The 13,593-nt window shown below is 69.8% G+C and carries 10 protein-coding genes and 2 pseudogenes; 5 read left to right on the top strand and 7 right to left on the bottom strand.

What is annotated here, in order from left to right:
• Positions 1-262: 262 nt before the first annotated feature.
• Positions 263-346: pseudogene (locus M4V62_RS44035) on the bottom strand (helix-turn-helix domain-containing protein); the annotation flags it as partial.
• A 438-nt stretch (positions 347-784) separates the two neighbouring features.
• Here M4V62_RS44035 and M4V62_RS42140 point away from each other — a divergent pair.
• A pseudogene (locus M4V62_RS42140) lies at positions 785-1,267 on the top strand (MmyB family transcriptional regulator); the annotation flags it as partial.
• A 528-nt stretch (positions 1,268-1,795) separates the two neighbouring features.
• Here M4V62_RS42140 and M4V62_RS42145 read toward each other — a convergent pair.
• Positions 1,796-2,770: an MBL fold metallo-hydrolase gene (locus M4V62_RS42145; RefSeq protein ID WP_249592483.1), complete on the bottom strand. Its 975-nt coding sequence runs from the start codon at positions 2,768-2,770 to the stop codon at positions 1,796-1,798.
• Positions 2,771-3,031: 261 nt separating this feature from the next.
• On the opposite strand from M4V62_RS42145, the gene M4V62_RS42150 reads away from it, so the two are divergent.
• The gene (locus tag M4V62_RS42150) at positions 3,032-3,670 is read left to right on the top strand and encodes an HAD family hydrolase (RefSeq protein WP_249592484.1); all 639 of its coding nucleotides are present in this window, start codon (positions 3,032-3,034) and stop codon (positions 3,668-3,670) included.
• Positions 3,671-3,765: 95 nt separating this feature from the next.
• Here the strand turns inward: M4V62_RS42150 and M4V62_RS42155 are convergent, their stop codons facing one another.
• The 3 genes from M4V62_RS42155 to M4V62_RS42165 are packed head-to-tail and all read right to left on the bottom strand — an operon-like array spanning position 3,766 to position 8,611.
• On the bottom strand, positions 3,766-5,220 hold the full coding sequence (locus M4V62_RS42155) for an MFS transporter (protein WP_425575305.1): 1,455 nt from the start codon (positions 5,218-5,220) through the stop codon (positions 3,766-3,768).
• Positions 5,217-7,241 (bottom strand): PEP/pyruvate-binding domain-containing protein, encoded by a 2,025-nt coding sequence (locus M4V62_RS42160; RefSeq protein ID WP_249592485.1) that lies wholly within the window; start codon positions 7,239-7,241, stop codon positions 5,217-5,219. The genes M4V62_RS42155 and M4V62_RS42160 overlap by 4 nt, the downstream gene beginning before the upstream one ends.
• Complete coding sequence (locus tag M4V62_RS42165; RefSeq protein ID WP_249592486.1) at positions 7,238-8,611, bottom strand: ATP-grasp domain-containing protein; 1,374 nt, start codon at positions 8,609-8,611, stop codon at positions 7,238-7,240. The genes M4V62_RS42160 and M4V62_RS42165 overlap by 4 nt, the downstream gene beginning before the upstream one ends.
• A gap of 359 nt (positions 8,612-8,970) precedes the next feature.
• Here M4V62_RS42165 and M4V62_RS42170 point away from each other — a divergent pair, with 359 nt between their 5' ends.
• From M4V62_RS42170 to M4V62_RS42180, 3 genes are all read left to right on the top strand, one after another.
• Positions 8,971-10,173, top strand: coding sequence for a PAS domain S-box protein (locus tag M4V62_RS42170; RefSeq protein WP_249592487.1), 1,203 nt, complete (start codon positions 8,971-8,973; stop codon positions 10,171-10,173).
• A 173-nt stretch (positions 10,174-10,346) separates the two neighbouring features.
• Positions 10,347-11,783 carry an FG-GAP repeat protein gene (locus tag M4V62_RS42175; RefSeq protein ID WP_249592488.1) on the top strand — a complete coding sequence of 479 codons (1,437 nt, stop codon included), beginning with the start codon at positions 10,347-10,349 and terminating at the stop codon, positions 11,781-11,783.
• 92 nt (positions 11,784-11,875) lie between these two features.
• Positions 11,876-12,481 carry an FG-GAP repeat protein gene (locus tag M4V62_RS42180; protein ID WP_249592489.1) on the top strand — a complete coding sequence of 202 codons (606 nt, stop codon included), beginning with the start codon at positions 11,876-11,878 and terminating at the stop codon, positions 12,479-12,481.
• Here M4V62_RS42180 and M4V62_RS42185 read toward each other — a convergent pair.
• On the bottom strand, positions 12,400-12,987 hold the full coding sequence (locus M4V62_RS42185; protein ID WP_249592490.1) for a hypothetical protein: 588 nt from the start codon (positions 12,985-12,987) through the stop codon (positions 12,400-12,402). The two genes, M4V62_RS42180 and M4V62_RS42185, sit on opposite strands and share 82 nt — an antisense overlap.
• Before the next feature lie 9 nt (positions 12,988-12,996).
• Positions 12,997-13,488, bottom strand: coding sequence for a nitroreductase family deazaflavin-dependent oxidoreductase (locus tag M4V62_RS42190; RefSeq protein ID WP_249592491.1), 492 nt, complete (start codon positions 13,486-13,488; stop codon positions 12,997-12,999).
• Between the last annotated feature and the right edge of the window lie 105 nt (positions 13,489-13,593).

Raw genomic sequence — 13,593 nt, forward strand, 5'->3', positions numbered from 1 at the left:
GTGACGCTTGTGGGGTTGCCTGAAGCTGCTGCGCGCGTGCGCCGAGAGCCTGCTCTGCGCGAATACGCATCGGCTTCCCGATCAACAGCGGTGCGTAGGCCAGGGCGATTTGGCCAGTGCGTGACTGTAGTGTGATCAGCTCGGCGCGAACCGTAGCCGAACCCGTGCTCATCGGTGGACCGGACGAATCGGAGAAGGAGCCGGAGAACAAATGGGGTGCCTCTGCAAGGGAGTAGTGGCCGCGCGGCCCTCGCCGCTCCAGGGCTCCCTCGCCGACCAGCGCTTGGACGTAGCGATAGGCGGTGGGGGCCGGCAAACCCGCCCGGGCGGCGATGGAGGACAGCGGATGGGCGCCGTCACCGAGTTGCTACAGCGCACGCAGCACCGCGAGGGTGCGCGCCACGGAAACGCCATTGCCCTCCGACGGTCTGACGGCAGTCGTCTGCAACAACGCGCATTCCCCCTGGCAGTTGAGGATCGCCGCGTATCCCGCTGCACGAGCAGATCCGAACGCCCATTGTCGCTACCGCCCCATGGACACCACCAGGACCAGCTTTTTCCTGTCAGCGAATTTCAGGAAAGCGTTCTTCCGGTATATGGGTCGGGCGTGGGCGGCGCTCAGCGCAGGAGAGGGTGAACGGTGGACAACAAGGCAGCGCTGCGGCAACTGCTGCAGTGGAAGCGGAAACAGGTGGATCCCTCAAGCCTGGGCTGGCCTCCCCGCACCGGTCGTGGCCGCCGTTCCCCAAGTCTCTCGCAGGCTCAGGTCGGACAGCTCCTCTACGTGTCCGAGCGGACCTACGCGCAGCTCGAACGCGGCGAAATGCCGTCGCCCACACCTGAGTTCCTCGACCGGGTCTCCAACGTCCTGCAGCTGAAGGAGCGGGAGAGGATCGCGCTCTACGTCTATTCCGTCGGTCACGAGCCGCCCCACCCGCAGGATCCGCTGGCCGGCACGAACGTCCACCCGGCCTGGAAGGTGGCGGTGGAAGCCATGGCGGGCCAACCGTGCTACGTCAACGACGTCGCCTGGAACGTCCTTGCCTGCAACGAAGACTTCCTTCGCATGTTCCCCCGCCCTCACGGAGCCGAGCCGGTACTCCCCGAGAAGAACCTCAGGCGCTACATGCTGCTGCGGGAGGACGTCAGGGAGCATCAGATGGTCAACTGGGAGACCCAGTGGGCGATACCGCTCACCGCCCAGCTGCGGACCGCTGTGGCCGCGCACCCGGAGAACGCCGATCTGCAACAGTTGGACCAGGAGGTCGACGCGGACCCGGTGGTCCGCCCCCTCTACAGGGACCGGCATGTGGCACACGTCCACCCCAACGGCGACACACGGAAGATGCGGTATCACGCATACGGGGGCCCGGACGAAGAGGCGCACTTGGACCAGTGCTGTATCCATCACGCTCCCTCCCGGGTAGGTGATGTCACCATGTGCACCGCCATGCCGCTCGGTTCGCCCGGGGCGAGATTCACCATGCTCGTGTTCAACCCCGCCCCCCTCGCGGTGCGATCAAGGGGTGAGCGACCCGTTGGCGGCCTTCCGCAGAGCGGAACCACAGGCCGTGCGTTTCGGTGGTTGAAACGGGCGCCGCGTCTGGCGGTCCATAGGTTGCGCCTGGTCAAGTCGCTGAGTTGGATGGTCACTCCTGGACGCCGAACCCCGGCGGGTGTGTGTGCCCAGGACGCCGAACCGGTCGCCTCCGGCCATCCCATGTTCGGTCGGGGTGCCGCCCGACGCGGCAGGCGGCACCCCACTCCACTTACTCGGGCTGCTGGGGCATGCCGATCAGGCGACGGGAAGCCCCGGGTCGGTGCGACGGTTGAAGGCCCACCGGGCGGCTCCATGCGCCAACTCCATGACACTGTGACCCAGGACCTCGCCCCGCAGATGGCGGTACTCCATCGCGATCACAATCATGAGGCGCTCGGGAAGGCCGAGCTGCGGATAGAAGCCGCGCCGGAAGATGTCCTCCATGGCTTCTTCAACCGTCAGACCGTCTTCGAAGCGCAGTCGAATCTCGCGCTGCGCGGCGCGCAGATAGTCGATGTGCTCGCGCACGTCACCGGGACCCCTGAGCCCGCCATGGCCGGGGATGATGATGCTGGGTGACAGGCCCAGGATCGTTTCGTTGGCGTCGATGACGTTCTGTATCGGACCCGACCAATGCGGAGGGTGGTCGTCGGGGAAGAAGACGTCGCCTGCGCAGATGACATCGCCGACACGGACGATCAGGTCACCCGTGTGATGCGCGGGCCCGACCTCGAAGAGCTCGACCTCCAACTCCCCGACCGTGAAGGTGTGGTGGCCGCTGAACGTCTTCGTGGCGATGGGCTCGCGGGCTGAGAGAAAGTCGAACACGCCGAAGTGACGGCGGAAATACCAGCCCAACGGATCCTCGGGCGACGTCTCGTGCAGCAGGCGGTGCATGTCCTGCGGAGTCGGCTCCTCGTGCTGGTGCTCGGAACCGGACTGCGTGGAGATGACACTCGCGCCGGGGAACCTGTGGTTGCCCCAACTGTGGTCGCCATTGGCGTGCGTGTTGACCACCGTCGACACCTGGCGCCCGCCCAGGACCGGACGGGCGGCCTGGATCATCGCATCCGTGAGCGGCCCGTCATACGGGGTGTCGATGAGCGCGGCCTCATCGCCGGAAATGATCCACAGGCAGTTCGCGTACCCCCAACCGCCGCTGCGGTAAGGCATCCACACGTGCAGGCCGGAAGTGTTCGGGATCGGAACGAGCTGACTAGGGAGGTCCATTCAGACATTGTCGCGGACGACGACGGTCACATCCTGTGGACTCGAACACATCACGCCGCGAGGTGGCCTTCACGTGGGGATCCAAGGGCGGTGATGCGGGACCCGAGTGTCACCCGGTGTTCACGGGTAGAGCGGGGTGGACCGGCGAAGCGATGAGAGAACTTCTGGACAGTCAGCTGCCGCGTGGGATGCGGCGGCTGACTGTCATGGACTGGACATTCGCGCACCCTCGTGGTGCGCCAGGAGAAGGGCGACGACGCCATGAACAGATCCGCCTTCACGGGCTCGGTCCGGACGAGCATCACGCTCGGTGCCGCCCTGGCGTCGACCGTGCTGTGCGCCACGGCGAGTGTGGCTGTGCCCGGGGACGCGGGCGGCGTCACGGCGACGCCCTCCGTCGCGCGCGTGAGCGCCGAACGTGCCTGCCCCGTCGTGTACTTCGACCTGGGCGAGACCCTTGTGCACACCGCCGAGGACGGCGGCACCAGCTATCAGGCCGGCGCGGCCTCCTACCTGCGAGCCCTGCGCGAACGCCACATCAGAATCGGCCTGATCACCAACGTCCCTTCCTCCTGGGGCGCGACCGACGCCGAGCGTGCCGCCAGGCTGAAGAAGGAGGTCGATGCCACGTGGCGGGGCTCCGAGCCCTTCGTCTGGAAGGACTTCGGCGACCGGATCTTCACTCCCCGAACGGAAGCGGAACGCAAACCGGCTCCCGCCCTCTGGCAGCGCGCGAAGGCCGAATCGGGCCGCTGCCGAGTCGTCTACCAGGCGGAGACGGCCGAGGAGGTCCATGCCGCGGCGTCGCTCGGCTATGTGGCGTACCAGGTCGCCCGGCCCCACCGGCCCGCGTTCCTCCCGGTCCGGCTGATTGAGGTCCTCGGCGGTCGTTCCCGCTGACCGGAGTCGGCGAGCATCGGGCCCGCTGACGTACGTACCCTTCAAGGGTGCGTACGTCAGCGGGGCAGGCGGTGGCCCGTCTGTGCGGCTGCGTGTCAGCCCCGCGGCCTGCGGCGTCCACCTTCGGTCAGCCGGTCTGCGTCGCCTGCGTCGTGCAGGGACTCCCTGCCGGGGTCCGTCCCCAGGGCAGCGCGGTCGGTCGGGGCTTGCCTGTCCGCGTCCGTCGTGTCCGGACCCTCGGCCCCGGCCGGGAGCCCTCCCGGGGCGGCGACCATCGGGCCCCGTTTCACCATCCCGCTGCGCAGGAACAGTTGGAAGGCTCCGAGCAGCACCGCCGTCGCGAGCGCGCTGTGCCACAGCAGGGCGTCCAGGTGCCCGGCGGAGAGATAAGCGCCCGCGGCGACCGCGGCCAGTGCGCACACCGCACGGTCCACGATGCTCTCGACCGAGAGAAGCGTGGCGCGCGGGGCGTGCGCGGGCACCGCGTCGTTCACCAGCTTGCGCTGAACCGGGTACGCGAAACCGGTCGCGGCGGCGAACAGGCAGAGCAGCGTGACCACGGCCCAGGGCCCGCCGAGCGTCATGGCCGCGAGGGTGCCCGCGAGCGCGAGGCTGAGGATCGAGACCCAGGCGACCGGTGTGAGGCGACTGCTCAGCCACTGGGGGCGGGCCGAGGCCACCGCCTCCGCAACCGTCATCGCGGCAAGGACTCCGCCGTGCGAGGCCTCCGCGATGCCGTGGTCAAGCAGGATCGGCTGGAAGAGATTGACCTGGCAGATCCGGGACAGCGTGAAGACCCCGACGCCTTGCACCATCACTAGGGCCAGCCACCGTGAGGAGGCGACGCAGCGCAGTGCGGAGCCCGCGTCCCGCAGGAAGTCGCCGCCTCTGCGTCCTCCGCTCGTCCGCTCGGTCGCTTTCCCCGTGCCCTCGTCCGCTCCGGCAAGTCGGGGCAGCGCGACGGCACAGGCGAGGGAGCCCGCCGCGCTGAGGGCACTGAGGACGTATGGAGCCGCGTGGGCGACGGACATCAGGGGTCCGATCAGCGGCCAGCACACGACCTTGGCCGCCAGCCCCAGGGCCCGCGCGGTGCCCTCCGCCTTCAGATAGTGCTCGCCGCATTTCTCGGCCTGCAGCCCGTCGTACAGATAGGCGCTCGCCGCACCCGAGGTGAGCGAACGGCCCGCGGCGATGGCGAGGAAGTGGACGAGGAAGCCGGTGTACGAGGCGCTGACCACCGGAGCCAGATTGGCCGCCGTCATGACCACCGCCCCGGCCCGCAGGCAGTTGCGGGTACCGATCCGGTCGGCGATCAGCCCGGTCGGGATCTCGAACAGGCAGAAGGCCACGTAGTAGATGCTCTGGATGCCGAAGATCTGCCCGTCCGAGAGCCCGGCTGCCTTCTGGTAGGCGTAGAAGACCGGCATCCACCACAGCAAGTTGAACAGCAGCTGGAAGCCGTAGTTGAGCCGGATGACCCGACGGGCGGTGTCCGTCAGGCCATGACGCCCCTCTCTGCCGGGGCGCGGACGCCCACGTCGCGCGCTCACAGCGCGTACGGGCGGATCTGGACCAGACGGAAGTCGCCCCGCTCGGTCATCAGCCACTCGATGTCCAGCGGCTTGTCCACCTCGGCACCACCGAAGCGCGCCCCGCTGAAATGGGACTGGAGGAGCCGCCCGGTCAGGGACAGGTCGGCGAGCCGGGCGCGAGTCTCGGCGGACAGGGCCTCGCCCCAGGAGCCCAGGGCGACAGTGCGGCCGCCGCCCTCCACCGTGTTGTACAGGTACTGCTGAGGCAGGACCGTGCCGTCGACCACCTGCTCCGGGGAGCCGGGGGAGCAGTTGAGGTAGACGTTGCGGAAGTCCTCGCGGCGGGTCGGGTTGCAGGTGACCAGGACACCGCCCAGAGAGGCGGGCACGTACTCCTGGACGATCACACCCATGTAGGTGTCGTCCAGGGAGATGCCGACCTGGTGGCGCAGTCGCACGCTGCGGGGCGACAGCAGAGAGGCCCACACCTGGCGTACGGCTTCCAGGAGTTCGCCGGTGCCGTGGACGGTGGTGACGGAGTCGTAGACGCCCGCCGCGGAGAAGCCCGGAAGGTCCTCGGCGTTGGACGAGGAGCGCACCACCAGACGCCGCCGCGCATCCGCGGCGGCGGGGAGCGCCTGGTTGATCTGCCGGGTGACGGACTCGGGGACGGGAGCGTGCCGGATCAGGTGCTGGAGTTGCAGGCAGAGGGAGTCCAGCACGTCGATGGCGTCGAGTTCCAGTGCCATCTTGAGCTTGCCGATGCCCTGTTGGAGGGCGGGGGAGGAGGCGAGGAAGTGCTGCTGGAGCGCGAAGGGGAGTGCGACACCTTCCGGGGCGCCGACCGTGGTGGCCACGAAGTCGGCCGCACCGGCGCGTAGTTCGGCCGAGGACGGTTCGTTCAGGCCGAGCCGCGCCGCGAGGTGCCCGTAGAGGTCCTCGCGCGGCGGGCGGGGCCGACCGTAGAAGGCGGTCAGGTCGGCCGTACGGCTGTCGAGCACGTGGTGCAGCTCGCCGAGGTTGGCCGCCTTGGTGCCGTACCGGTCCCGGTCGGTGCTGCGCAGCCGGTGCAGGGCCAGTACGGGGGTGTCCTCCAGCAGGGGCGGTTCGAGGCGGATGCGTTGCTGGTGCCAGGCCGGGGCCCGCAGGTCCGGCTCGTGGTCCAGCCGTTCCAGGGAGATCTCGTCCTCGCGCACCCGGTAGCGCACCCACGCGCCGTTCAGTCGGTCCTTCTCGACGAGCTGTTCCAGGTCGCGCACGATCGCGTTGGGTATGCCCCAGCCTGAAGCGAGGACGTTGGTGTGCGAAAGCGGTGTGATCGGCCTGGTGTTGAGGAATCCAGCCACCCGGGGCACGTCGTCCGGCAGGCACGGCATGGCCACGATGTCCGCCCAGCCGAGCCCGGCCTCCGCCGCCGTGTACTCCTCGTGCGTACGGAAGTACCGCAACCGCCCGGTTGCCTCGCCGGGATTCAGCGGCGTCCGGGTCCTGGAGCCGAAGAGCTCGTGGCTCAGGACGCGTGGCACGAGCAGTTCGCTGATCGCCGCCAGCTCCTCCTCCTGTCCGTGATTGGCGGGTTTGAGGAGCACGGGCAGCCGGTCGTCGACGCGTGATCGTACGAACTCGTAGAAGAGGGCGAGCAGTTCACCGTGCATGGTGTCGGCCTCGGTCGTCTCCAGGACGAGGAAGGCGCGTTCGCGGCCCTCCGTGTCCTGCTCGGTGTGCAGGGACAGCACACCGAGCAGGAAGCGGCGCCCGGGGTCCATGTAGACGGAAGCGTTGAACGCGTCGAGGTCCGCGTCCAGCGCGGCGAGCTCCATGCCCAGTACGCGCGTGGCGATGTAGTTGACGTGAAAGGGGTGCGCGGCCGTGTCGAGCAGGTGCCAGCTGTTCTCCACGCGGTCGACGACGACCTTGAGGTACGGATGACCGGCCAGGACACCCGAGAGGGTACGGAAGAGCGGAAGGGAGAGGTTCTCGCCGACGACCGTGCGGTCCGTGGCCGGCTCGGCGGAGCCGGTGAACAGTTGGGCGGTCATCGGGAAACCTCCTCGGGCTGCGCGGCGGGCAGGACCCGGGGCAGGGCGTCCACCAGGGTCTCGAAGTCGCGGAGCACCGTCCGCGCGTCGGTGGCGGACAGCAGGCACAGGGCCGCCATGGTGTTGGCGCCCGCGGCCGGGTCGTAGACCGGCACGACGCTGCCGTCGGCCAGTGAACTCTCCGCGACCACCGACAGCTCGCTGCCCCGTCCGAGCGGCACGTCCGCCGCCACCGCAGAGAAGTCCCAGACCTTGCGGTCCTGCCAGGCTTCGCCCTTGCCGTCGACCGCGAGGACGACGAGGGAGCCCGCCGCACCGTGCGCCTGCGCCGGCGTCAGAGCGTGCTCGGGCCACTCGACCGGGCGGCCGAGGAGATGGTCGACGAGCATGCCGATCAGGTCGAGGCCGAACACCTCCTCGACCTGCGGCACCGTCATCGCGCCGCCGAACCGGGCGGCCGTCTCGATCAGCCACATGCTGCCGTCCGCACCGAGCTTGATCTCGGTGTGGGTTCCACAGTCGCGCAGGCCGAGGGCGTCGACGGACTCCCGGGCGAGGGCCACGATCCGGTCCTGGGCGTCCTGGGACAGCAGGGCGGGAGTGATGCCCGCACGCTCGGTGAACGGCTCGACCGTGGGCATCCGGCCGCTGAGGCAGACCGGACGGAACACACCGTCCGCCACGACCCCCTCGACGCTGACGTAGTCCCCCCAGCCGGACTCGTCGAACCAGTCCGCAGCGGTACCGGTCACGATCTGTTCGACCACGAAGTCCGCCTCGGCCTCGGCGACATGGAGCTCCGCGTACCCCAACAGGGCTGATTCGGCCATTACTTCACGCGATCGACGCCAGGCGGCGGACACCTCGCGCCGGGAGCGGATGATCTGGTGCGCGGTGGACCCCGCGCTCCAGGCCGCCTTGAGGAGCAGCGGGAAGGGCAGGTGGACGGCCGCCTCGTGCAGGTCCGCCTCCGTGGCGACCGGTCGGAACTCGGGCTGCGGCAGGCCGTGTTCCTGCCAGGTGCGCCGCATCAGGCGCTTGTCACGGGCGAGCGCGGCGGCGCTGCCCGCTCCGGCGAGGCCGAGCGCCTCGCAGGCCTCGGCGACGGCCACGACCGCGTACTCGGAGAAGGTGAACACCGCGTCCGCGCCCACGGCCTTGGCCCGCGAGACGATCAGGGACACCAGGTCGGAGCGCTGCGCGTCGGTGGGTGTCACCACCGAGGCGCACAGTGTCCGGGCGGCGTCCGCCGCCGTGGGAGGAAGAGCGCTGAGCGTCAGAAGATGCACTTCCGCCCGCGCGGCCGCCCGGGACAGGACGTGACCGAGCGGCGGACCACCCTTGGCGTGCACTAACAGCACCTTGCTCATCGAGGTTCGTCTCCATACATCCGGTTGGTACGTGTCGTGGTGTCGTACAGATCGGTGACGCGCGTAGAACACGAGGGATCATCGGGCGTACGTTGCAGGGCGTGTTCACCCGCACACTCAAGGGGACCAGTCGGCAGGCACCCGCGAACGCCACCGGAGGCGCCTGCGCCTCAGGCAAATGCCTGAGTCGCAGGCCGTGTTGGGCCACCTCGTGCTCCGCGAGGGATCGCAGGCCGGCCGCGGCACCTCGCGGGCAGCCACCACTTCGGCCGAGAAGCGAGCATGCGCGAGACCGGGACGGGATACGCCTCGCGTGATGACTGTGCGTCAACTAGCCGTATACGGACGGAGAAACCGCTGTGGACGATTCCAGACTCAAGGCATTCCTCGAGCACCTTCCCGTCTTCTGGTGGGAGGTCGACGAGCCGTGGCAGGCACTGGAGGGCGGAGGCGGTGCCTGCGCCGACACCGGTAGGGCACAGCGCTTCCTGGAACGGATGCAGCAAGAACGCTCGGCCCCGGGGCACCCGCCCGAGGAAGGCCGCCGACAGGCCCACCCCGAAGTCCCGCGCCGGTACGCGGCTTTCGCCGACCTCATCGACCGCGCCCCGGCCGCGGCCTTCATCCGGGACCGGGACGGACGCTACCTGTGGGCCAACCATGCCTACGCGCACCTCTACGGCACCACTGCGGAAGAACTCGCCGGCAAGTGCATCGAGGACTTCGACGCCCCCGCCGAGGCCGTCCGGTTCCGCGCCCTGGACCAGGAGATCCTCAACCGGGGCACGCAGGTGCGCCACACCCTCGGCTACCGCCGCCCGGACGGCAGCCCAGGTCAGGCGGTCGGCCACCGCTTTCCCGTACGGGAGAACACGCAGACCTGCGTCGCCGGAATCTACGTGGACATCACGGACCACCTCCGTGCCAAGGTCCAACGGCAGGAGGCGGAGGAGAACCTACAGGCGCTGCGCGACCACAGCGGCCTGCCCTGCGCACTGCTCTCGGCCGACGGACGCGTGATCGAGGCGAGCGCGGCGGCCGCCGACCTGTTCCACCTCGGTCTGCCCGACCTGGTGGGCCGCCGCGCCCGCACTCTGCTCGCCCCCACCCCTGAACTAGACGGGCTGCACCGCAGATGGAATGGTCTGATAGCGCGCCGCACCAGACGAGTGGAGACATCGGCCGTGCTCGTCGACAGCCAGGGGCGGCAACGCCGCGCGCAGCTCCACCTGACGACGGTCGGCCATTCCGCTGCCCGTGCCCGGCATGTCTGGGCCGTCGTCACGCACCAGAGCCTCGCCCACGAGGCCCATCCGTCGCTCACCGCCGCGCAGGTCCGCATCCTGTCCCTCCTTGCGGAGGGCAGCAGCAACAGCGACATCGCCACCTCGCTGAAGCTGTCCCGGCAGACGGTCGACTACCACCTCAGCCGCCTGCGGCAATCCCTGGGCGCCGCGACCCGCCCCGCCTTGGTCGCCCGCGCCTACGTCCTGGGCATCCTCGCCCCCCGAGCCTGGCCCCCGCGCTCCGCCACGGCGGCCCACCCGCTCAGCACCGTCTGACCGTCGGGGTTCTCCAAGTCGGTTTCGCGATGCGGGCCCGGGGGCGGAACTCACTCTGAAGCAAGCCGCGTTCACCGGGTCGCCACCTTCGCACAACCCTTCGTACGCCTCACGAGTCACACCCCCGGAAGCCTTTCCCTCTGATTTCCCCCTTCGAGTACCGGAGTTCCACAGTGCGCGTACGTACCCTGACCGCCACCGCAGCCGTAGTGGCACTCACCGCCGCCGGTCTGACCCTGCCGCTCGCCGGGAGCGCCGCGGCTGCCACGACCCCGCGGTTCGACTTCAACGGCGACGGATACGAGGACATCGCGGTCGGCATGCCCAACGCCACGGTGGACGGCAAGGCCAAGGCCGGCTACGTCAGCGTGATCTATGGCGGCCCGCAGAGCCCGAGCGGGTCCACCGGCGTCATCAGCCAGGCCGAGGCCGGCATACCCGGCACGCCCGAGGCGGGCGACCGCTTCGGCTCCTCCGTGGCACCCGTCGACGTGAACGGCGACGGCGTCTACGAGCTCGTCGTCGGCGCGAGCGGAGAGTCGCTCACCTCCGAGCAGTTCCAGGACGAGGGCACCATCACCGTCCTGGACGGCTCGGGGTGGAACGTCAAGGGCACCACGGTGGCCAGGGGCTCGGGCGAGTTCAGCAAGATCGGCAACACCATCGCCACGGGCGACTACGACGGCGACGGCGACACCGACCTCGCGTACGGCGAGAGCGGCGAGGAGCGCGGCTCGCTGCGGTTCCGCCCGGGCCCGCTGACCGCCGACCCGGTGACCCCCACCACTGTGCGCCAGTACGGCATGGGCGGCGCCACCACCGACCTGGCCACCGGCGACTTCGACGGCGACGGCCGGGACGACCTCGCCGCCACCTGGAAGGGCATGGAGGACTCCAGCACCTTCATCACGCGCTGGGACGACCAGGCCAAGCCCGCCCAGTGGTACGCCGACGCCGACCGCGGCAGCTCGCTGGCCGCCGCCGACTTCGACCGGGACGGCACGGACGACCTCGCGGTCGGCCTCGTACAGCCCAACCCCGAGTCGGAGACCACGCATTGCAGCGACCGGCTCGGCGGTGCGGTGCTCCTGCTCAAGGGCTCGAAGACGGCGGAATTCGGCACCGAGAGCGAGTGCTTCACCCAGTCGAACCCGGAGGTCGGCGGCACCGCCGAGGAGGGCGACGACTTCGGCGCCGCGCTGAGCGCGGGCGACCTGACCGGCGACGACCGTCCGGAACTGGTGGTCGGCGTGCCCGGCGAGGACGTGGGCACCGTGAAGGACGCGGGCGGATACGTCACTCTCAACAACACGGAGCACGGCCTCCACGGCGGTCTGGCCCGCAGCCAGAGCACCCCGAACATGCCCGGCACGGCCGAGGCCGGCGACCGCTTCGGCGCCCAGGTGGCCGTCGGCGACTACAACCGCGACGGGCTGCCGGACAGCGCGGTGAGCGCGCCCGGGGAGAACGCCGGTGAGCCCAGGTCGGGTGGCGTCTGGTTCGCTCCGAGCAGCACCGAGGAGACGTACCCGCTGGGCAAGTCGCTGACCCCGTTCGGCTTCGCGCTGCCCAACGGAGCCATCAACTACGGCGAAGTGCTCGGGTTCTAGACATCCGTCTGCCCTCCAGCACGTGAACTGACCTCCCAGCCCTGCGATGTGGAGTACCTCTGCGCCGTAAGAGATCCTGGTACGCGGACACCGTGGTCGGCGTCGCTGGAGGGGCGAGCCCCACCGACGCGAGGACGGCGACGGCGACGAGCAGCGCGGCCGAGGCGGGCACGTTCACCACCTCTGTCAGCCAGGACACTCCGGGCGTCGCGGGCACGGTGGAGGACGCGGACAACTTCGGCATCAAGCCGGCCGCGGGCGATCTCGACGAAGACGGCCGGGACGACCTTGTGGCGGGCACGCCCAGCGAGGCCATCGGGACACTGGACCGCGCCGGTTCGGTCACGGTGCTGACCTCGGGCCCGGACGGTCTGCTCGACGCCTCGGGCACCGCCAGGTCGGCGGCCTGGCACCAGGACTCGGCCGGGGTCCCCGGGGCGCCGGAGGTCAACGACGAGTTCGGCTCGGCGCTGGCCCTCGGGGACCACGACGGTGACGGCCCGGCTGTTCGGGCTGCGGGGGGCGCTGTACTACGGGCAGGTACTCGGGCGCTGAGACTGCGAGCCTTACCCGCGTTCCTGCCGGACAGCTGCCCCTTCCCGCGCGTCTGCGGCTCTCAGCTGAAGATGTCCAAGAGGTCCAGAGGGGAGCCGTCGTCGGTGGGGCGGGGCCGCCGCATCGGGAGCGGATCCGGGTAGGACTCCACGGCGGCCCTGGCACGGACGATGTCCGGCCCGCCGCACGCCGCGACCGCGAAGGCGCCGAATACCTCGGCGAACGCGGCCGGGTCGCGGAACTCCACGCTGAACGCCCGGCCGTCCCGCAGCGGCACCCACACCACCCGGTCGAACCGTGTCCATTCCAGCACCGGCTGGTCGTCGGCCGTCGACCGCCCTTCCAGCCACAGCCGCGCCACGTGCAGGAGATTCACCATCTCCATCGGCAGCCGCTTGCGCCGCACCCGCAGTTCACGCGTCGTCAACGCGACGAGCTGGTCCTTCTTCGGGTACCAGACGACGCCGATCCCGAACGGCACCCACAGCAGGATCCCGATCATCGGCCAGACCAGAGCGTCGCCCCACGACCGGAGCAGTCCGCCGTCCAGCAGATACAGGACCCCGAAGACCAGGACCCACTTCGCTGTCATCCGCCAGAACCCGCTGCCTTGCCGGTACAGGACTCGCCGCTTCCCCGTCATCGCCATGCCCACACGTTAGCCGTCGCCCTCGGCGACCGACGGTGGGGCATCCGCCGGCCCGGTCGCGGACGTGGGCTCCAGCACGAAGACGGGGATCACACGGTCGGCCTTCTCCTGGTACTCGTCGTACGGCGGATACGCGGCGACCGCGCGCTCCCACCACTCGGCCTTCTCGTCCCCGCTGATCTCACGGGCCGTCATGTCCCGGCGTACGGAACCGTCCTGGAGCTCCACGTGCGGATCGGTCTTGAGGTTGAAGTACCAGACCGGGTGCCGCGGGAAGCCGCCGTTCGAGGCCACGGCCGCGTACCGCCCCGCGTGCTCCACGCGCATCAGCGGGATCTTGCGGATCTTGCCGCTCTTCGCGCCGCGCATCGTGACGATGACGACGGGCAGGCCCGTGTCCCACAGCGTCCCCCCTTGCGTGCCGCCCGAACGCTCGTACAACTCGACCTGTTCGCGCACCCACTGCACCGGATGCGGACCGTACTCGCCCTCAAGCGGCATCGCGTTCGTCCCATCGTCGCGTGCGGATCGTATTGCGCAGTTCCACACAAGCACGCGCGGATTCATCCTCGCGAGACTGCCGGGCAACATGTCTTGCCCGGCTCG

Source organism: Streptomyces durmitorensis (genome assembly GCF_023498005.1).
GTDB classification, from domain to species: Bacteria; Actinomycetota; Actinomycetes; order Streptomycetales; family Streptomycetaceae; genus Streptomyces; species Streptomyces durmitorensis.

Bases quoted from the DNA above. Each gene is read 5' to 3' on its own strand.
- M4V62_RS42185 (WP_249592490.1), bottom strand. From the start codon at position 12,987: ATGGCGATGACGGGGAAGCGGCGAGTCCTGTACCGGCAAGGCAGCGGG.
- M4V62_RS42145 (WP_249592483.1), bottom strand. From the start codon at position 2,770: ATGGACCTCCCTAGTCAGCTCGTTCCGATCCCGAACACTTCCGGCCTG.
- M4V62_RS42165 (WP_249592486.1), bottom strand. From the start codon at position 8,611: ATGAGCAAGGTGCTGTTAGTGCACGCCAAGGGTGGTCCGCCGCTCGGT.
- M4V62_RS42190 (WP_249592491.1), bottom strand. From the start codon at position 13,488: ATGCCGCTTGAGGGCGAGTACGGTCCGCATCCGGTGCAGTGGGTGCGC.
- M4V62_RS42150 (WP_249592484.1), top strand. From the start codon at position 3,032: ATGAACAGATCCGCCTTCACGGGCTCGGTCCGGACGAGCATCACGCTC.
- M4V62_RS42160 (WP_249592485.1), bottom strand. From the start codon at position 7,241: ATGACCGCCCAACTGTTCACCGGCTCCGCCGAGCCGGCCACGGACCGC.